This window comes from Burkholderia puraquae (assembly GCF_002099195.1).
In the GTDB taxonomy this organism is placed as follows: Bacteria; Pseudomonadota; Gammaproteobacteria; order Burkholderiales; family Burkholderiaceae; genus Burkholderia; species Burkholderia puraquae.
On sequence record NZ_NBYX01000006.1, the window covers coordinates 288,345 to 306,197 of the forward strand.

At 67.3% G+C, this 17,853-nt stretch carries 18 protein-coding genes and 2 tRNA genes; 6 read left to right on the forward strand and 14 right to left on the reverse strand.

Going from position 1 to position 17,853, the window contains the following annotated elements; translation table 11 throughout:
* Positions 1-12: 12 nt before the first annotated feature.
* Complete coding sequence (locus B7G54_RS15095) at positions 13-231, reverse strand: hypothetical protein (RefSeq protein WP_244289339.1); 219 nt, start codon at positions 229-231, stop codon at positions 13-15.
* Positions 232-844: 613 nt separating this feature from the next.
* On the opposite strand from B7G54_RS15095, the gene B7G54_RS15105 reads away from it, so the two are divergent.
* Both B7G54_RS15105 and B7G54_RS15110 read left to right on the forward strand, forming a co-directional pair.
* On the forward strand, positions 845-2,242 hold the full coding sequence (locus B7G54_RS15105) for a sigma-54 dependent transcriptional regulator (protein ID WP_085039779.1): 1,398 nt from the start codon (positions 845-847) through the stop codon (positions 2,240-2,242).
* A 41-nt stretch (positions 2,243-2,283) separates the two neighbouring features.
* Entirely contained in the window at positions 2,284-3,255 is a 972-nt protein-coding gene (locus B7G54_RS15110) for a thymidylate synthase (protein WP_085039780.1), read from the forward strand.
* Positions 3,256-3,358: 103 nt separating this feature from the next.
* Here B7G54_RS15110 and B7G54_RS15115 read toward each other — a convergent pair whose 3' ends face one another.
* The gene (locus B7G54_RS15115) at positions 3,359-5,932 is read right to left on the reverse strand and encodes a DUF6600 domain-containing protein (protein WP_085039838.1); all 2,574 of its coding nucleotides are present in this window, start codon (positions 5,930-5,932) and stop codon (positions 3,359-3,361) included.
* Positions 5,933-6,094: 162 nt separating this feature from the next.
* Positions 6,095-6,802 carry an ArsR/SmtB family transcription factor gene (locus B7G54_RS15120; protein WP_085039781.1) on the reverse strand — a complete coding sequence of 236 codons (708 nt, stop codon included), beginning with the start codon at positions 6,800-6,802 and terminating at the stop codon, positions 6,095-6,097.
* Positions 6,803-6,996: 194 nt separating this feature from the next.
* Here B7G54_RS15120 and B7G54_RS39040 point away from each other — a divergent pair, with 194 nt between their 5' ends.
* Both B7G54_RS39040 and B7G54_RS15125 read left to right on the forward strand, forming a co-directional pair.
* Entirely contained in the window at positions 6,997-7,137 is a 141-nt protein-coding gene (locus B7G54_RS39040; protein ID WP_165765577.1) for a hypothetical protein, read from the forward strand.
* A 130-nt stretch (positions 7,138-7,267) separates the two neighbouring features.
* Positions 7,268-7,780: an acyl-CoA thioesterase gene (locus tag B7G54_RS15125; RefSeq protein WP_012328135.1), complete on the forward strand. Its 513-nt coding sequence runs from the start codon at positions 7,268-7,270 to the stop codon at positions 7,778-7,780.
* Between the two features lie 44 nt (positions 7,781-7,824).
* Here B7G54_RS15125 and fumC read toward each other — a convergent pair whose 3' ends face one another.
* The 3 genes from fumC to B7G54_RS15140 form a co-directional block, all read right to left on the reverse strand.
* The gene (gene fumC, locus B7G54_RS15130) at positions 7,825-9,219 is read right to left on the reverse strand and encodes a class II fumarate hydratase (RefSeq protein ID WP_047850516.1); all 1,395 of its coding nucleotides are present in this window, start codon (positions 9,217-9,219) and stop codon (positions 7,825-7,827) included.
* A gap of 156 nt (positions 9,220-9,375) precedes the next feature.
* Positions 9,376-10,764, reverse strand: a complete 1,389-nt coding sequence (norM, locus tag B7G54_RS15135) for a multidrug efflux MATE transporter NorM (protein WP_085039782.1) — start codon at positions 10,762-10,764, stop codon at positions 9,376-9,378.
* A gap of 135 nt (positions 10,765-10,899) precedes the next feature.
* Positions 10,900-11,118 carry an RNA-binding S4 domain-containing protein gene (locus tag B7G54_RS15140; protein ID WP_006486208.1) on the reverse strand — a complete coding sequence of 73 codons (219 nt, stop codon included), beginning with the start codon at positions 11,116-11,118 and terminating at the stop codon, positions 10,900-10,902.
* Between the two features lie 270 nt (positions 11,119-11,388).
* Here B7G54_RS15140 and B7G54_RS15145 point away from each other — a divergent pair, with 270 nt between their 5' ends.
* On the forward strand, positions 11,389-11,790 hold the full coding sequence (locus tag B7G54_RS15145; RefSeq protein WP_085039783.1) for a hypothetical protein: 402 nt from the start codon (positions 11,389-11,391) through the stop codon (positions 11,788-11,790).
* A 123-nt stretch (positions 11,791-11,913) separates the two neighbouring features.
* Here the strand turns inward: B7G54_RS15145 and B7G54_RS15150 are convergent, their stop codons facing one another.
* From B7G54_RS15150 to fdxA, 8 genes are all read right to left on the reverse strand, one after another.
* On the reverse strand, positions 11,914-12,696 hold the full coding sequence (locus B7G54_RS15150; RefSeq protein WP_085039784.1) for a DUF4088 family protein: 783 nt from the start codon (positions 12,694-12,696) through the stop codon (positions 11,914-11,916).
* A gap of 161 nt (positions 12,697-12,857) precedes the next feature.
* Positions 12,858-13,196 carry an AzlD domain-containing protein gene (locus tag B7G54_RS15155; protein WP_085039785.1) on the reverse strand — a complete coding sequence of 113 codons (339 nt, stop codon included), beginning with the start codon at positions 13,194-13,196 and terminating at the stop codon, positions 12,858-12,860.
* A complete protein-coding gene (locus B7G54_RS15160) occupies positions 13,193-13,960 on the reverse strand; it encodes an AzlC family ABC transporter permease (protein WP_085039786.1) in 768 nt (255 codons plus the stop codon). The genes B7G54_RS15155 and B7G54_RS15160 overlap by 4 nt, the downstream gene beginning before the upstream one ends.
* Positions 13,961-14,086: 126 nt before the next feature.
* Positions 14,087-14,986 carry an AraC family transcriptional regulator gene (locus B7G54_RS15165; protein ID WP_085039787.1) on the reverse strand — a complete coding sequence of 300 codons (900 nt, stop codon included), beginning with the start codon at positions 14,984-14,986 and terminating at the stop codon, positions 14,087-14,089.
* A 62-nt stretch (positions 14,987-15,048) separates the two neighbouring features.
* The gene (locus tag B7G54_RS15170; protein ID WP_027788025.1) at positions 15,049-15,534 is read right to left on the reverse strand and encodes a CreA family protein; all 486 of its coding nucleotides are present in this window, start codon (positions 15,532-15,534) and stop codon (positions 15,049-15,051) included.
* Positions 15,535-15,653: 119 nt separating this feature from the next.
* Positions 15,654-15,729 (reverse strand) — tRNA-Asn (locus B7G54_RS15175).
* A gap of 75 nt (positions 15,730-15,804) precedes the next feature.
* Positions 15,805-15,880 (reverse strand) — tRNA-Asn (locus B7G54_RS15180).
* 101 nt (positions 15,881-15,981) lie between these two features.
* Positions 15,982-16,305 carry a ferredoxin FdxA gene (fdxA, locus tag B7G54_RS15185; RefSeq protein ID WP_011351384.1) on the reverse strand — a complete coding sequence of 108 codons (324 nt, stop codon included), beginning with the start codon at positions 16,303-16,305 and terminating at the stop codon, positions 15,982-15,984.
* A 320-nt stretch (positions 16,306-16,625) separates the two neighbouring features.
* Here fdxA and pncB point away from each other — a divergent pair, with 320 nt between their 5' ends.
* A complete protein-coding gene (gene pncB, locus B7G54_RS15195) occupies positions 16,626-17,825 on the forward strand; it encodes a nicotinate phosphoribosyltransferase (RefSeq protein WP_085039789.1) in 1,200 nt (399 codons plus the stop codon).
* Positions 17,826-17,853 lie beyond the last annotated feature (28 nt).

A 17,853-nucleotide genomic window follows, 5' to 3' on the forward strand; every position in this document is an offset into this window, starting at 1 on the left:
ATCGGCTCGCACTCACTGGTGCGTACTGCCTTGCGTATTACCTTCCATCGCATGCTGCACGTCGCCGGGCTGCGGTGCCGGGACCGGCATCGGCAACACGGGCGGTGACGGGATCTCGTCCCACAGCGTCACCGAAGTCCGGCCGGCGGGCAGCGGTTGCGGTGACGACACGGTCACGATGCCGAACCCGTTGCCGTGCTGCATGCCCGGCGAGTTTGCCGCAAGCAGCATGGCACGGTCCGGATTCGTGCTTTCGTCTGCGCGTACGGGCGTGGGCGGACCGGCGGCCGCGACCGCGATGGTCATCGGCACGAAAGAAAGTAAAAGATGTTTTCGCATGGTCGCTGTCTCCGACGGTTTCCATATTCAGCGAAATACATGCCATCGCGCCGGGACCGTTGTCGAGACTGCGATTCGTGCGCATGCGTTGCGAATTGTGTCGAAAAACGGCTGAAAATGTTTCAGGCTTGAAACGAGGGGGCTCGGGAATACTGCGGATTCAACCAATGCGCTTCAAGGATGAAAATCGTCGCATGTGTGGATGAGAGAACCCATCGCTGCGCGGCTGCTATGTGCAGACGATTGACATGCATCGACCTCCTGAGCGATTCGGCCGTATCGCCCACGGCGCTGAAATCGGATTGTCGTATTCAGTGCCTATAACCCAAGCTGTCTTATCAAAAAAATAACCAGACGCGAGATAAGCGCCATCATGCGAGGCATTGTCGTCGCCGCGCATCGGCATGGCGAATCGAGCCGCCTTCGGCTGACCCGATTCGATCCTTTTCGCACGTGACCTGGCGTGCACGGCAATCGTTAGACGGTTGATGAACGGGGTGAGCATATGGGCGCCGATCAGCGGCACGTGATCTACTATTCGCGCGAACCGAACGACGCGTTGCGCAGCCATTTCGACGAATGCGGCTGGCGTGTCGATCTCGCTGAGACCGTGCGAGACGTACGGCGCGTCGTGCAGCATGGTGTCGCGACGGCCGGGTTGCTCGACTTTTCGCCGGGCTTCAAGCCCTCGGACCTGCGCGAGCTCGAATCCTGTCTGAGCATTCAGCACATCGGCTGGATCGCGGCGACGCGCCGCGGCCAGTTGCAGGACGCCACGCTGCGCCATCTTATTCGCGACTATTGCTTCGACTACGTGACGATGCCGTACGAGACGTCGCGGATCGTCGAGACCGTCGGTCATGCGCACGGCATGGTCGCGCTGACCGAACCCGTTGCACCGCCCGTCGGCGCCGGACGCAGCGAAGGCGAAATGGTCGGGACCTGCGATGCGATGCTCGGGCTCTTCAGGACAATTCGCCGCGTCGCGGCCACTGACGCGCCGGTGTTCATTTCGGGCGAATCGGGTACGGGCAAGGAATTGACGGCGGTCGCGATTCACGAACGTTCGTCGCGCGCGCATGCGCCGTTCATCGCGATCAATTGCGGCGCGATCCCGTCGACGCTGCTGCAGGCCGAACTGTTCGGCTATGAGCGCGGCGCGTTCACCGGCGCGAACCAGCGCAAGATCGGCCGCGTCGAGGCTGCCAACGGCGGCACGCTGTTTCTCGACGAGATCGGCGACTTGCCGCTCGAAAGCCAGGCAAGCCTGCTGCGCTTCCTGCAGGAAGGCAAGATCGAGCGGTTGGGTGCCCATGTGTCGGTGCCCGTCGACGTACGCGTGATCTGCGCGACACACGTGGACATGGAAGCGGCGCTGCGCGAAGGGCGGTTCCGCGAGGACCTGTTCCATCGTCTGTGCGTGCTGAAGATCGAGGAGCCGCCGCTGCGTGCGCGCGGCAAGGACATCGAGATACTCGCGCGCCACATGCTAGAGCGATTCAAGGGCGACGCGCATCGTCGCCTGCGCGGCTTTTCCCCTGATGCGGTTGCGTCGCTGTACGGCTATTCGTGGCCGGGCAACGTGCGCGAGCTGATCAATCGCGTGCGCCGCGCGATCGTCATGTCGGAGGGCAGGATGATCACCGCGGCCGATCTCGAGCTGAACGACTTTGCGACGCTCGCGCCCGTGTCGCTGCTGGAGGCGCGCGAGGCGGCCGAACGGCAGGCGATCGAGCAGGCGCTGTTGCGCCATCGCGGCCGTTTCGCGGATGCCGCGCGCGAGCTCGGTGTGTCGCGCGTCACGCTCTACCGGCTGATGTGCGCGCACGGCATGCGCGATCGCGGCGACACGCTGGCAGGGTTTTCGGCGACGTTGCCGGAGCTTCCGCATCACGCTTGCTAAAATTGGCGGGTACGGCCGCCCTCGCGGCCGAAGGAACCCGCATGAAACAGTATCTCGATCTCGTTCGTACCATTCTCGATACCGGCACCTGGCAGGAGAACCGCACGGGAATTCGCACCATCAGCATGCCGGGCGCGATGCTGCGCTTCGACCTGCAGCAAGGCTTCCCGGCCGTGACGACCAAGAAGCTCGCGTTCAAGTCCGCGATCGGCGAGCTGGTCGGTTTCCTGCGCGCGTCGCGCAGCGCGGCCGATTTCCGCGCGCTCGGCTGCAAGGTGTGGGACGCGAACGCGAACGAGAACGCGCAGTGGCTCGCGAACCCGTATCGCCAGGGCGTCGACGATCTCGGCGACGTATACGGCGTGCAATGGCGCCAGTGGCCGGGCTACAAGGTGCTCGACGCGGGTGCCGACGCGCAGATCGCCGATGCGACGCAGCGCGGCTTCCGGATCGTCACGCGTTTTGACGAAGACGGCGCGCCGAAGGTGCTGCTGTACAAGGCGATCGACCAGCTGCGCCAGTGCCTGGACACGATCATGGAGAACCCGTCCGACCGCCGCATCCTGTTTCACGCGTGGAATCCGGCCGTGCTCGACCAGATCGCGCTGCCGGCGTGCCATCTGCTGTACCAGTTCCTGCCGAATGCGACGAAGCGCGAAATCTCGCTGTGCCTGTACATCCGCAGCAACGACGTCGGCCTCGGTACGCCGTTCAACCTGACGGAAGGGGCCGCGCTGCTGTCGCTCGTCGGCCGGCTGACGGGCTACACGCCGCGCTGGTTCACTTACTTCATCGGCGACGCGCACATCTACGAGAACCAGCTCGACATGCTGCAGCGTCAGCTCACGCGCGAGCCGTACGAAAGCCCGCGGCTCGAGATTGCCGAGCGTGTGCCGGAATACGCGAAGACGGGCGTCTACGCGCCCGAGTGGCTGGAGCAGATCGAGCCGTCCGATTTCGCGCTCGTCGGCTACCGCCACCATGAGCCGCTGACTGCGCCGATGGCGGTCTGATCGCTCGACCCGGGCCGCGCGGATGCATCAGATCCGCGCCCCGCAGATAAAGGGCCCGACCGGCTGATACCGGTCGGGCTTTTTTGTTTCACGTTTGCGGCACTTACTGGCGATGCCGTTCTTCGTGACCGCCTTGCGGCGGCGGGTTGCTTGGGTGCGGCGCCTCAACGTGCGGCGCCGGTTGCGGCCGCGGTTCCATGCGCGGTGCGGGCATCGACGGGCGCGGCTCCATCCGTGGCGCCGGTTGCGGTCTCGGCTCCATGCGAGGCGCGGGTTGTGGCCGGGGTTCCATGCGCGGCGCCTGCGGTTGCGGGCGCGGCATGTCATGCACGGCGGGGGCCGGCGGACGGTACTCGTTCACACGTGGCGGGGCGACTTCACGATGCGGCGCCGGTTGCGCGAATTCGGGGCGCGGTTGCGGCGCAGGTGCCGCCCGTTCCGGTTGCGGTTGCCCATGCTGGGCCGGCGTCGGGAAATCGGGGTGCGGACGCGGCTGCGGAATCTGCGCCGTATTGTCGAGCCGCGGCTGCGGTAATGCGCGCGGCGCGTCGTTCCGGCTGCCGGGCTGCGCGCCCTGCGGAGTCGGCACGCCGTCCGGATGCGGCAGCGCGGCGCTGCGCACGGGCGGCAGCGCATTCTGTCCTGCCGCATGCAGCGCGGTCGGCGGAGCAGGGTGCTGTCGCTCCATCGGTGTGTGCGGCTGCATCCACGCGGGCGACGGCGCCTCGGCTGCGCGCGCGTTGCCGAGGCCGGACGGATTGTTGTTCGCTACCGGCGGATGCGGGACGCCGTTGCCGGGCCCGAATGCCTGATGTGGCATCGGGTTGCCGGCTGCCTGCGGCATGCCGCCGTTGGCAAAACGCGGGGCGTTGGGGTTTTCGCCGTTCGCGGGCCGCATGACGTTCGGCATGCCCGGCATCGGTGCTCCCGGCCGCCCGGCCTGCACGGCGGCCGGCTGGCCTTCGCGCGGCGCACGAGCCGGCTGCACGACAGGGCCGTGCGGGTTCACGAGCTGTACGTTGTGCATCGCCCATGCGCCGCTGCCCGGCTTACCCGGTACGCGAACCGGACGAGCCGTATAGTCGGCCGGCACGTTCGTCTTCACGACAGGCGCGCCGGCACCCGGCACGCGCCCGCCTTGCTGCGCGAGGTGGGCCGCGGCGTGGTCGCGATACGCGGCCGGCACGGCAGGATTGCGCGTCGCGACGTACGGGTGCTGAGCAATCGCCGCTGGCGGGCGGTAGGTCGCATTGCGCAGCCCGCCCGTGAAGCTCTGGCGCACCGGCGCAATGCCCGGCGTACCCGGCGTGACGTGCGCATTGCGCCATTGCTGCGGGTCGACGTGCTGCGAGAAGTGTGCGACAGGCTGGCCGTGCACGAACGCGGAGGCCGGTACGGCCGTGATCGCATGCGGCGCGCGGAAGTTGACGTACGTCTTGTTGATGTTGGTGATATTGGTGATGTTCGTCACGTTCACGGTCTTGTTCACGTTGACGTTGTTCACCACGATGTTGCGGTTCACCCGGTCGTAGTAGTGCGGGCTCCAGCCGCCCCAGCCAGGATGCCACGGTTCGCCCGGGCCGAGCGCGAACCACGCGCAGCCGGCTGCGGCGACGCCGCCCACCGTGAGCGCGACGCTCCAGTCGGGACCGCCGCCACCGCCCACGAACGCAACGAGTGCCGGTGCATAGGCAGGCGGCTGGCTGACGACCAGCGGGCCCGGTACCCAGGCCCAGCTATCGTCCACATATGCCCAGCGGCCGTAGTGATACGGCGCGAAACCCCACGGCGCGTCGTCGACCCACGTCCAGCCCCACGGTGCCTGCCAGATCCAGTGGCCGTCGTGATACGGCGCCCAGTCGGCCGGCGTGTCGTTCGGCACCCATACCTGACCGTAATTCGGGGTTTCGCGCCACGTGCCGTTCGCGTCGAGATCCTGGTACCCGGGAATGTCGCGGGACACATAGCGGGCCGACACCGAGCGCTCTTCGGCCGCGTCACGGCTGGCGGCCCACTGGTCGAGCGCATCGGGGCCTGGTGCGGCCGATTGCTGCGCGACCTGCAGGTCGGTGCCCGTGAACACGACCTGCTGCCCGGGCGACAGCGGGTACTGGCCATTGCTGCCGTAGACGGTCGCACTGCCGCTGCGCACCGTGACCGTCGTGCTCGCGCCGTTCGGCGCGACGTCGACGCGATAGTCGCCGGGGCCCGTGATGCCGAGCGCGAGGTTAGGCGTGTCGATTTCGTACGATCCGCCGGCCGGCAGATCGCGCACGTGGGTCGATACGGTGCCGAGCCCCACTTTCAGCTGCGTCGTCGTGTCGTCGAGGTTCAGTACCGACAGGCTCGTCGACTCGCCGAGCCGTACCGCGGTCGAGCCGACGTGCAGTTCCGAGCGCGCACCGGCATCGTTCCAGAGCTGGTCGCCGGTCGTCAGCGGCCGGTTCACGGCGGCATACGACCACGTATCGGTGCCGGCCGGCTCGGTCGTCACGGCGCCCGACAGGTAATTGAGCCGCGCGACACGGCTGGGCGGATCGCCGCCGGGTTGCCGTGCCGCGGTCGCATAGGGAGGGGCGCCGGCCGATTGCGCGAACGCGGGGGGCAGTGCCGCAAGCGCGACGAACGCGAGCAGCGTGCAGCGGGCGGTTCGCTTGAGCGTGAACAGGGTGGCCATGGTGAGCGTCTTCGTCATTATCGCGGCGCGTCGATTCGTGCCGTTGAGTTCACAATATCCGCTCGGCCTGTTTCAGTGCTCGGTGTTTTGTAAGTCGGATGGCACGCGATGTAACAAAACCTGTCGATCGCGCGCCGTTGTCGTGCAGACGCAATGCAGGCGTCAAGCAGACGTAAGCCACCCGTCGAAAACCTGCTGTCCGGGCACGGTGACGCGCAGCACGCGCGGCCGTGCGGCGCGCTCGATCCACCCGTGCGCGCAGAAGCTCTCGAGCAGCGCTGCACCGAGTGCGCCGCCGAGATGCGAGCGCCGCTCGCTCCAGTCGAGGCAGCCGCACGCGAAGCGGCGCCGGCGCGTGCGTTGCTGCGCGACGTCGATGCCCCATTGCGCGAGCGCCTGGGTGCCGAGTTCGGTGGTCTCGATCGCATCGCCGTCGGCAAGCAGCCAGCCGCGCGCAGTAAGCCCGTCGAAGATGCGTACCGCAAGTTCGCCGGCCATGTGGTCGTAGCAGGTGCGCGCATAGCGCAATTCGGCCGGAACCGTGCGGGACGGCGACGGAACCGGGCGATGCGGCGCGGCCGCACGGGCGACGTTCGCGAGCGCCTCGAGCGATGCCGCGATGTCGGCCGATGCGATCCGGTAGTAGCGGTGCCGGCCGCGCACGTCGAGCGCGAGCAGGCCGCCTTCGGTCAAGCGTGCGAGGTGGGCGCTTGCGGCGGAGGGCGACAGCCCCGCGATCATCGTCAGTTCGCCTGCCGGTCGTGCACTGCCGTCCATCAGCACCCACAGCATCGCGGCGCGCCCGGGGTCGGCGATCAGTGAACCGATGCGGCTCAGGCCTGGAAAGTGGTGGTCGTCTTGGTCGGTCATCGTCGTGTCTCGTCAGCGGGATGATCTTCAGTGTAGTGGGCGCCCGCATTCGATGTTTCGCTTTTGGCTGAAATGTCGGATGCAGCGGCGCAGGCATCGTCGACGCGGCGACCCGGGCTGCGGCCGCTTGCGGGGCGCGCGTAGAATGGCCGAAAGCGGCCGCAGCGGGCGGCCGCACGTGACACGACGCAACGATGAAGACGATTTTCTGTTTGCTGGCGGCCGCGCTCGTGTGCGCGGCTTGTGCGCAGGGCGGTACGGGCGCGGCCGGCGAGCGCGGCGGCAGCCTCGAGATGTACGGAACGATCGATCAGGGCATCACAGTGCGCCGCTGATCGGCGCCGGCCGCGAGCGCGCCGGGCATGGCTCCGGCAGCCGCGCCACACGGGGCGCCCCGCGACGCGTTGCCGCAGTGCAACGTATAATGGCCCGATTACAGCGCCCCTGCCGCCTGGAGCCAACAAGATGTCCCAACCGTCCCCGGTACCGGCCGCCCTCGACCGCACCGAAACCGTATTTCGCTTCCTCGCCGAACCGTCGTCCGTGAACTTCGGGGGCAAGGTGCATGGCGGCGCGCTGATGAAGTGGATCGACGAGGTCGCGTATGCGTGCGCGGCCGTCTGGTCGAGCCGCTATTGCGTGACGGTCAGCGTCGGCAACATCCGTTTCCAGCGTCCGATCCTGGTCGGCAATCTGGTCGAGCTGAAGGCGCGCGTTGTTGCGACGGGCCGCACCAGCATGCACATCCATGTGTCCGTGCATGCCGGCGATCCGAAGGGCGGTGTGCTGCGCCAGACGACCGATTGCCTCGTCGTGTTCGTCGCGGTCGACGAGAACGGCAACCCGGTGCCGGTGCCGCCGTTCGTGCCCGAGACCGACGAGCAGAAGGTGCTCGCGAAATATGCGGCCGACGTGCGGGCCGCGCTCGACAAGATCGTCGAGATGAAACCGGAAGAAGTCGCGAAAGGCGCGGTCTGACCGCCGCGGGCGCCGCGCATCGCGCCGCGCCCGTTTCCCTGCCGTTACTGCGACCCGATCATCTGCTCCGGTCGCACCCACGCATCGAATTCCGCCTCGGTCAGGTAGCCGAGCGCGAGCGCGGCCGCCTTCAGCGTCGTGCCTTCCTTGTGCGCCTTCTTTGCGATCTGCGCCGACTTGTCGTAGCCGATGTGCGGATTGAGCGCCGTCACGAGCATCAGCGATTCGTTCAGCAGCAGGTCGATCCGCGAGCGGTTCGGCTCGATGCCCACCGCGCAGTGGTCGTTGAAGCTCTGCGCGCCGTCGGCGAGCAGCCGCACCGACTGCAGCACGTTGTGCGCGATCATCGGCCGGAACACGTTCAGCTCGAAATTGCCGCTCGCGCCACCGACGTTGACCGCGACGTCGTTGCCGAACACCTGGCAGCACAGCATCGTCACGGCTTCCGACTGCGTCGGATTCACCTTGCCCGGCATGATCGAGCTGCCCGGCTCGTTCTCCGGAATCGACAGTTCGCCGAGCCCGCAGCGCGGCCCGCTCGCGAGCCAGCGGACGTCGTTCGCGATCTTCATCAGGCCGGCCGCGACCGTCTTCAGCGCGCCGTGCGCGAACACCAGCGCATCGGCGGCCGCCATTACCTCGAACTTGCTCGGTGCCGTCACGAACGGCAGCTTTGCGAGCCGGCCGATTTCATCGGCGACGCGCACCGCGAACTCCGGATGCGCGTTCAGCCCCGTGCCGACCGCGGTGCCGCCGAGCGCGAGTTCGTACAGGTGCGGCAAGGCCGACTCGACGTGACGGATGCCCTGGTCGAGCTGCGCGACGTAGCCGGAAAATTCCTGGCCGAGCGTGAGCGGCGTCGCGTCCTGCAGGTGCGTGCGGCCGATCTTCACGATGTCGGCGAATGCCTTCGACTTCGCGTCGAGCGTCGTGCGCAGCGTGCGCAGCGCCGGCAGCAGGTGATTGACGATCGCGTACGCGGCCGCGACGTGCATCGCGGTCGGGAATACGTCGTTCGACGACTGGCCGCGGTTCACGTCGTCGTTCGGATGAACCTTGCGCGCTTCGCCGCGCTCGCCACCCATCAGCTCGCTCGCGCGATTCGCGATCACCTCGTTGAGGTTCATGTTGGTCTGCGTGCCCGAGCCCGTCTGCCACACGGCGAGCGGGAATTCGCGCGGATGCTTGCCGGCGATGATCTCGTCGGCCGCGTCGATGATCGCGCGCGCCTTGTCGTCGGCCAGCACGCCGAGCGACTGGTTCACGGCCGCCGCGGCGCGCTTGACGATCGCGAGCGCGTGGATCAGCTCGGGCGACTGCTTTTCGGTCGAGATCCGGAAATTCTGCAGCGAGCGCTCGGTCTGCGCGCCCCAGAGCCGGTCGGCCGGCACGGCGATCTCGCCGAACGTATCGCGTTCCATCCGAACTGCTTCGTTCATGATCCACTCCTCCAGGAAAGGGGAAAGGCCGCGCGTCGTCGCGCGGCATCAGGCGTAATCAAGACGTATCGTGAGGCCGTCGCGCCGCTCGCGCGGCGTCTTGAAGTCTTCAGCCGACAAGCATAGCGCCGGCCCGGATTTCGCGTCGTGTCGCACTCAGTGCGGCGACGTAACGAGCGACGCGCTCTTCAGATGAAAGCGCCACGCCATCAGCACGGCCACGCTTGCCAGGCCGGCTGCGAGGCCCCACCAGAGGCCCCGGGCACCGAGGCCCGCGTGGAACGCGAACCAGTAGCCGGTCGGAAAACCGATGCCCCAGTAGCCGAGGGTCGCCGCGAGCATCGGGATGCGCGTGTCCTTCAGGCCGCGCAGCGCACCCGACGCGACGGTCTGCGCGCCGTCGACGATCTGGAACACCGCGGCGATGCCGAGCAGCGACGCGGCGAGCGACACGGTGGCCGCGTTCGACGGATCGTCGAGGTTCAGGTACAGGCCGACGATCGCGTGCGGCGCGACGACCAGCACGATGCCAGACAGCGACATGAACGCGACACCGAGGCCGAGTGCGACGAAGCCCGCATGCCGCGCGGCGACGGGCGCTCCTGCGCCGACCCAGTAACCGACCCGCACGTTGGCGGCCTGGCCGATCGCGAGCGGCACCATGAACGCCACCGACGCGACGTTCAGCGCGATCTGGTGTGCGGCCAGCGACGTCGCGCCGAGTACGCCGATCGTCAGGCCGGTTGCGAGGAACAGCGTCGACTCGACCCCGTACGTGATCGCTACCGGCCAGCCGATGCCGATCAGTTCGCCCATCATGGGCAGCTTCGGGCGTGCGGCGGTGACGAAATGACGGAAGCGTTGCCGGCCGTGCAGCAGCCAGATCAGTGCGAGTGCGGTGAGCCAGATCGTGATCGTCGTCGCAACGGCCGACCCGAGGAAGCCGAGGCGCGGCAGCCCGAACGCGCCGTGGATCAGCCCGTAGTTCAGCACGCCGTTGATGCCGACGCCGCCGATCGACACCCACAGCAGCCGCCGCGCCGCGCCGATCGCCGGCAGGAATGCGCGCATCAGCCCGACGCCGATCAGGCTGCCGAGCGCGGCGAAGCGCAGGATGCCCGTGTATTCGCCGACGTGATGCGCGAGCAATGGCGGCTCGTGGAACATCAGCAGGATCGGTTCGGACAGCGACAGCGCGATGATGGCCGGAATCGCGAGCAGCACGGACAGCGCGAAGCCGGTCCAGTAGATGTGCGGTACGCGCTCGTCGGCCTTGGCGCCGCGCGCGTGCGCGACGCTGACGCTGACCGACGACAGCACGCCTTGCAGCACGGTCACGATGACGAAGAAGAAGTTCGCGCCGAGCCCGCCCGCCGCAAGCGAATCGGGGCCGAGCGAGCCGAGCAGCACCGTGTCGGTGACGCTCATCGCCATCTGCGAGAGCTGTGCGATCGCGAGCGGCGCGGCGAGGCGCGCGGTATCGGCGGCGTGACTGGACAGGGACGGCGGCGCGGCGACCGTCCGCGTAAGACCGGAATGCGACATGGAATGGGCGCTCACGCGGGTGCGGGCCCGCGCTATATGTATTTATTTTGAGAGACGGCTAGCTTACGGCTTTATTCGAACCGTGTCGAACGCGCGCGCCGATGGCCATGTCGCAGGCAGGGGGAACCGTCGGCGCTAGGCTTCGCGCACGGCAATGCGCGTGTCGCCGAGCAGGACGACCTGACCCGCGCGGATCTTGCAGGTCTTGCGCAGCTCGACCGCGCCATCGACTTTCACCGCGCCGGACGCGACGATCAGCTTCGCAGTGCCGCCGCTGTCGGCGAGGCCGGTGATCTTGAGAAGGTTGTGCAGCTCGACGTATTCGCCGGTCAGCGTGAAATCCAGGTTGGGCATGACGAAGAAGGTGCGCAATGCGCGGGAGGAATCGCCTCGCATCATACGGCACCGCGGGCCGGCGCGCGAGCGTGGTCGGCCGTCGCACGCAGTTGTTAGGGAATGTGAGCCATTCGTCAGCAAATGAAACGGTGGGTAACAGTCTGAGAGATTCGAGAACCGGCCGTGCGGGCCGCGGGTCTTTTGTCGTACCTGCTGCGTGTTGCGGCGGGGGACGCAACGGACCGCATCGCTGCGGTTCGGGCTCACAACTTCCTGAGGAGAATTGCCATGTCCAAGATTCGTACGATGCTGATCGGTGCCGCGCTGACGGCGTTCGCCACTTCGGCCGCATTTGCCCAGACGGGCGCGGCGGTGCAGGGCGCAGCCGGTGCAGGCGTGCAGGCGCAGACGCCGGCGGCAGGTGCCGGTGCCGGCATGCAGGGCAGTGCGGGCGCGAACGCGTCGGGCAATGCGGTCGGCGGTGCAACCGATGCAGCCGGCGCGGCAGCCGACGGCGCGAAGGATACGGCGTCGTCGGCCGTCCACTCGGCCAAGAAGCACACGAAGCATGCCGCGAAGTCGGCCAAGAGCCATGTCGGCTCGGCCAAGGCGAAGGCCGGCGAAGCGACCGAAGGCGGCGCATCGGTCGGCGCGGAGGGCGGTGCATCGGCCCAGGGCGCCACGCAGTAAGCGGTGCCCGGCGCCGCGCGACGCTCGTCCCGGACGGCGCGTCGCGAAGGCGGCCATCCGACGGCCCGGTTCGCGTGGCGCGAACCGGGCCGCTTTCATCCGTTGATGCGCATGGGTGTGCCGTTACGGCCGGCGCTGCCCTTGCCCTTGTCCCTGGCCCTGTGCCGGCCGCGCGGCGGCCGGGGTGAATACGCTGCGCAGCCACACGGCGAGCCGTGCGAAGACGTCGTACGGTTCCTCGACGAAGATCTCCGGCTTCAGCAGCCGCAGGTACTCCATGATCTGCTGCGCTTCCTGCTTCTGGAACGAGCCATGCGCGAGCCCGAGCCGCAGCAGCCCGCGCAATTCGCCGAGCTTGTCGCGCGCGGTGCTGCCAACGCTCATCTCGCACGCGAGCTTGGCCTCGTAGACCCGTTGTCGCAGCGATTCCGCGAGCCGCCACGCAGGCGTCTGCATCAGTTCCTCGAGCGTCTGGATGTCTTGCGCCGCCCCCTTGATCTGCGATGCGAGCGGGTCGATCAGCGACGGGTCGCCCTGCGCTTCGGCGACGATTGCTTTCGCCCAGTCGCGGCAAGCCTTCGCGAGTTCGTCGGGGGTCCATTCGGAGCGCGACGCGAAGCCGAAGCCGAATTCGCCGGCCTGTCGCATCAGGATCGCGACGACGTCCGGAAATTCCTTGTCGAGCGTGCGTTTTGCCCACGCGTACTGGCCGCCCTGCAGCATTCGCTGCACCGCGTGCTCGGTCAGCGGCACCATGTTGTCGAGCAGCTTGGCGCGCAGGAAATCCTCGAACGACGGCGTCGCGAACTGCGGGTCGAGTTTCAGCGACACGCGGACGAACGCGTCGTAGTCCTTGCGTAGGGACTCGAGCGTGTCGTCCTTGAGGGAAAGGGTGATCTGGCCCATGAATCTTCTCGATGGCGGCCCGCGCAAGCCGACGGCCGGCACGGCGCACCGGGGCGGGCGCTGCGTCGACTGACCGGTACGCGCCGAGGCCGGTGGCGGGTCTTCACTCCCTATATCGGCGTGCCGGGCGGAAACTTGAGCGTGTGCGACCGAGCGTGCGCTCAGGCGGGCAACCAGTGGGGCAGCACGATTCCTTGCCAGAAAAAGAACACCGCGAGTCCCGCCGCGATCGTCACGAGCGGGCGGCGGGTTGCTGCCGACACGAGCACGGCCGCCAGCGCGCCAACGAGCTGCGGATTGCGCCAGGTCAGTTCGGCCGTGCCGCCGTGCGGCGAGACGGTCATCGGCACGATGATCGCGGTCAGCACGGTGACGGGCACGAAGCCGAGCGCGGTCCGCACGAGCGGCGGGAAGGTCAGCCGTTCGCCGAACAGGAACAGCGTCGAGCGGATCGCGTACGTGATGGCGGCCATCCCGAGAATCAGCAGCGCGTAGCTCACGATGCGGCCTCCGTGCGCGAGCCGGCGCGCGTGCGTTCGTGCAGCAGCGTGAGTGCGACGCCGATCGCGACGCCGGCGGCGACCGCGCCCAGCAGTCCGAGCTTGTACGGCCATCCCTGCCAGAAGTACGCGAGCATGCCGGCCGTCACGGCCGCCGCGAAATAGCGCAGCGTGCCGAGCTGCGGGACGACGATCGCAATGAAGGTCGCCGCCATCGCGAAATCGAGGCCGAGCGACTGCAGGCCCGGGAACGCCGCGCCGAAGCCGATGCCCGCGAGCGTCCAGACCTGCCAGTTGAGGTACATCGCGAGCCCCGAGCCGAAGAAGTAGTGGGGGCCGATCGCACCGGGCGGGAAGTGCCGGTAGTGCGCATAGGCGACCGCGAATACCTCGTCGGTCATCAGTGCGCCAAGCGTCGCCCGCCAGCGCAGCGGCAGGTGCGCGACATAGGGCGCGAGCGTCGCGCTGTACAGCAGGTGACGCAGGTTGACGATCAGCGTGGTCGCGAGCACGACGACGAAGCTCGCGCTGCCCGCGATCAGGCCGAGCGCGATGAACTGCGCGGAGCCCGCGAACACGGCGAGCGACATCAGCGCGCCATGCCACGCGGCGAGCGGGCCGCCGCCGACGAGCGTGCCGAAAATCACGCCGAACGGGGCGGCGCCAATCATCATCGGGATCGTGTCGCGCGCGCCGTCGAGCCATTCGTTCAATGGGCGGCGAGCAGGCGATGCGGGTGTCGGGTTCAAAGGGGGCTCCTCCATGAAGCGGAGGATAGCGGGCAGGTGGAGTGCCGGCTTGTATGTTCTTGCGCTCGCGGAGGGCGGGTGCTTGCCCGCTTGCCGGCGCCGGCGCCGGCGGCAGGGCGGTGGTGGGCTGGACGCCGCGGGTCAGCTCGCCTGCCAGCGCCCGGGCGGCACGCCGAACATGCGTTTGAAATGCCGTGTGAAGTGGCTTTGGTCGACGAAGCCGCTGGCCGCTGCGACGTCGGCGACGGGCACGCCCGCGCGCAGCGGCGCCAGCGCGCGCTGCAAGCGCAACTGGTTGCGCCAGGCATGCGGCGGCATGCCGGTCGTGCGGGTGAACAGGCGCGCCGCATGGAACGGCGACAGGCCGGCCGCCTGTGCGACTTCGTCGAGCGTTACGGTGCACATGAGATCGGCGGCGAGCCGCTCGCGCATCGCGTCGACGCGCGGTTCGTCCGTCGCGAGGGGTGCCGGTCGCGGCAGTGCGTCGGCATGGCGGACGATCAGCGTCGACAACGCATCGAGCATCGCCGTTTCGGCGGCGAGCGGATCGTAGATGCGCGGTGCGCCGCTTACCTGATCATTGGCCGGCTGCCCGTGCGCCTGCGAGGGCAGTGCCCGCTCGCTGCCGGCCTCCATCATCCGGTGCGCCAGCGTGAGCCGGGCTGCAAGATCGGCGTCGCGAATCACGTCGGGCGCAAACCACGGCGCGTCCTGCGGGCGGCCGGCGATCGCACTGGTGAGTTCGCGGATGAATTCGACCGGCATATAGCTGACGCGATAGCACCAGCCCTCGTCGGCCGCGCGCGAGCCCGTATGCACCTCGCCGGGATTGATCACGGGCACGGAGCCGGTTTCGGCGACATAGCCGCTGCCGCGATAGGTGAAGCGTTCCGCGCCTTCGAGAATCACGGGGATCGTGTATGCGTCGTGCCAGTGGGGCGCGAACGTGTGGTCGCGGTAGGTGGCCGTGACGAGATCCGCATCCGGCAGCAGCGGCGTGCGCCAGTAGCGTGCGGAGTCTGGAAGGCGGGTGGCGGACATGATCGGGCGCGGGAGCGGTCGAACCGACAGTGTATCGCTCGCGCGCCCGGCAGGCGCGGGCCTTACTTGACCGGAATCGTCGTGCCGGCCGGCATCGGCACCGCGGTGACGGCGTTCTTCGGGCTGCCGCTGACGATGCGGTCGCTGTAGGTCAGGTAGACGATCGTGTTGCGCTTGGTGTCGACCACGCGCACGACGTGCAGGGTCTTGAAGATGAACGACATGCGCTCGCTGAACACGTCGGTCTGCTGCTTGAGCGGCTCCTTGAAGCTGATCGGGCCGACCTGCCGGCATGCGATCGACGCTTCGCTCGGATCCTCGGCGACGCCGAGCGTGCCCTTGATCCCGCCGGTGCGGGCGCGTGACACGTAGCAGGTCACGCCGTTCACGACCGGATCGTCATACGCCTCGACGACCACGCGATCGGAGCCCGTGACGCGGAAATGGGTGTTGACGCTGCCGACTTCCTCTGCGTGCGCGAGCGGTGCCGCGGCGAACGCGGAAAGCAGGAGGGCGAGTGGGGCGGAGCGGAGGAGGCGGTGCTTCATCGACGGAACCGGATGCGAATGCGGGACAGAGACTCTAGCATGTGCGCGACCGGACGATGAAAGCCGCAACGCGGGCCGGAAAAACAAAAGGCCCGTCGAATGACGGGCCTTTCGCTGTTTGGCTCCCCGACCTGGGCTCGAACCAGGGACCTACGGATTAACAGTCCGGCGCTCTACCGACTGAGCTATCGGGGAATAAATCGGTACATCTGCATGCTTGTTTGTCTACCAGCAAAAAGCCCGTCCACTTTCAACGGGCCTTTGCGTTTTTGGCTCCCCGACCTGGGCTCGAACCAGGGACCTACGGATTAACAGTCCGGCGCTCTACCGACTGAGCTATCGGGGAACAAACAACAACAGCAGAGAAACGAGATTATATGGAGCGTTGATCAAGCCGTCAATACTTTTGGGCCGCGGCGTACAAAATTTTTTGCAGCCGCTGCGCGATCAGCGCTCGAGCAGGTGCAGCTTGTCCTGCACGTCCTTCCACTCGTCCGCGTCGGCCGGTGCCGGCTTGGTCTTCGTGATCGACGGCCAGTCCTTCGCCAGCTCGGCGTTCAGCGCGGTGAACTGCTGCTGGTCGCCCGGAACGTCTTCTTCGGCATAGATCGCATTGGTCGGGCACTCGGCGACGCACACGGCGCAGTCGATGCACTCGTCCGGATCGATGGCGAGAAAGTTGGGACCTTCACGGAAGCAATCCACCGGGCACACATCCACGCAGTCCGTGTATTTGCACTTGATGCAGCCTTCGGTCACAACGTGAGTCATTAAAACGCTCCTGCTTGGCGGTATATATGGGGTGGCGTTTGCGCCAAAACCGGCATTGTAACTGAAGCGCAAAACCCGCATGACGTGGTCGGCTATCCGGCTTATATCGTTTCGTGATTAGTTTATGGGGGGCGCCAAGGGGGCGCCGCAGGGGCGCGCCAACGGGGGCGCGTGTACCTTGCGCCGGCACGACGGCGTGGCCGGCGCAGGGCGGCAGGCGGTTTCACGATGGTCCGGCCCGCATTCGGGTAACATGGCCGACAGACCGGGCGGCGCGTGGTGCGCCGAGGCCCTGTCACGATATTGGCGGTGCCGTCATCATGATCATCACTTCGCTGCTCGACACGGATCTCTACAAGTTCACGATGATGCAGGTCGTCCTGCATCACTTTCCCGCTGCAAGCGTCGAATACCGTTTCCGGTGCCGCACGCCCGGCGTCGATCTCGTGCCGTACATCGACGAGATCCGCGACGAGGTGCGCGGCTTGTGCGCGCTGCGTTTTTCCGACGTCGAACTCGACTACCTGCGGCGGATGCGCTTCATCAAGAGCGATTTCGTCGATTTCCTCGCGCTGTTCCACCTGAACGAGAAGTACATCTCGATCACGCCGTCGCCGAAGGGCAACGGCGAAATCGACATCGAGATCAAGGGGCCGTGGCTGCACGCGATCCTGTTCGAGATCCCGGTGCTCGCGATCGTCAACGAAGTGTATTTCCGCAACACGCAGCGCGAGCCCGACTATCGCGAAGGCCGCGAGCGGCTGCGCGAGAAAATCACGCTGCTCGGCGCGAAGCCCGAGTTCGCCGACTGCAAGATCGCCGACTACGGCACGCGCCGGCGCTTCTCGAAGGTCTGGCACGAGGAGGTCGCGCTCACGCTGCGCGACGGCCTCGGCCCGCAGTTCGCGGGCACGAGCAACGTGCTTTATGCGATGAAGCACGGCATCACGCCGCTTGGCACGATGGCGCACGAGTACCTGCAGGCGTGCCAGGCGCTCGGCCCGCGGCTGCGCGATTCGCAGATCTACGGCTTCGAGATGTGGGCGAAGGAATATCGCGGCGACCTCGGGATCGCGCTGTCGGACGTCTACGGGATGGATGCGTTCCTGAACGACTTCGACATGTACTTCTGCAAGCTGTTCGACGGCGCGCGCCACGATTCGGGCGATCCGTTCGACTGGGGCGAGCGGATGCTGCGCCATTACGAGGCGAACCGTTGCGACCCGCGTACCAAGGTGCTCGTGTTCTCGGACGCGCTCGACATCCCGAAGGTCATGCAGTTGTACGAACGGTTCCGCGGCCGCTGCAAGCTCGCGTTCGGCGTCGGCACGAACCTCACCAACGATCTCGGCTACGTGCCGCTGCAGATCGTCATCAAGATGGTCCGCTGCAACGGCCAGCCGGTCGCGAAGCTGTCGGATTCGCCGGGCAAGAGCATGTGCGACGACAAGGCGTATCTCGCGTACCTGCGCCAGGTGTTCGGCATCGCGCAGCCGGTCGAGGAAGACGCGTCGAAGTAGTCGTCGGCCGAACGGCCAAAACTGCGTC

Coding starts and splice junctions, on each gene's coding strand:
- B7G54_RS15110 (WP_085039780.1), top strand. CDS start 2,284: ATGAAACAGTATCTCGATCTCGTTCGTACCATTCTCGATACCGGCACC.
- B7G54_RS15150 (WP_085039784.1), bottom strand. CDS start 12,696: ATGGGCCAGATCACCCTTTCCCTCAAGGACGACACGCTCGAGTCCCTA.
- B7G54_RS15145 (WP_085039783.1), top strand. CDS start 11,389: ATGTCCAAGATTCGTACGATGCTGATCGGTGCCGCGCTGACGGCGTTC.
- B7G54_RS15095 (WP_244289339.1), bottom strand. CDS start 231: ATGCTGCTTGCGGCAAACTCGCCGGGCATGCAGCACGGCAACGGGTTC.
- B7G54_RS15160 (WP_085039786.1), bottom strand. CDS start 13,960: ATGGAGGAGCCCCCTTTGAACCCGACACCCGCATCGCCTGCTCGCCGC.
- B7G54_RS39040 (WP_165765577.1), top strand. CDS start 6,997: ATGAAGACGATTTTCTGTTTGCTGGCGGCCGCGCTCGTGTGCGCGGCT.
- B7G54_RS15170 (WP_027788025.1), bottom strand. CDS start 15,534: ATGAAGCACCGCCTCCTCCGCTCCGCCCCACTCGCCCTCCTGCTTTCC.
- B7G54_RS15115 (WP_085039838.1), bottom strand. CDS start 5,932: ATGGCCACCCTGTTCACGCTCAAGCGAACCGCCCGCTGCACGCTGCTC.
- fdxA (WP_011351384.1), bottom strand. CDS start 16,305: ATGACTCACGTTGTGACCGAAGGCTGCATCAAGTGCAAATACACGGAC.
- B7G54_RS15120 (WP_085039781.1), bottom strand. CDS start 6,802: ATGACCGACCAAGACGACCACCACTTTCCAGGCCTGAGCCGCATCGGT.
- B7G54_RS15125 (WP_012328135.1), top strand. CDS start 7,268: ATGTCCCAACCGTCCCCGGTACCGGCCGCCCTCGACCGCACCGAAACC.
- B7G54_RS15140 (WP_006486208.1), bottom strand. CDS start 11,118: ATGCCCAACCTGGATTTCACGCTGACCGGCGAATACGTCGAGCTGCAC.
- B7G54_RS15165 (WP_085039787.1), bottom strand. CDS start 14,986: ATGTCCGCCACCCGCCTTCCAGACTCCGCACGCTACTGGCGCACGCCG.
- B7G54_RS15105 (WP_085039779.1), top strand. CDS start 845: ATGGGCGCCGATCAGCGGCACGTGATCTACTATTCGCGCGAACCGAAC.
- fumC (WP_047850516.1), bottom strand. CDS start 9,219: ATGAACGAAGCAGTTCGGATGGAACGCGATACGTTCGGCGAGATCGCC.
- pncB (WP_085039789.1), top strand. CDS start 16,626: ATGATCATCACTTCGCTGCTCGACACGGATCTCTACAAGTTCACGATG.
- norM (WP_085039782.1), bottom strand. CDS start 10,764: ATGTCGCATTCCGGTCTTACGCGGACGGTCGCCGCGCCGCCGTCCCTG.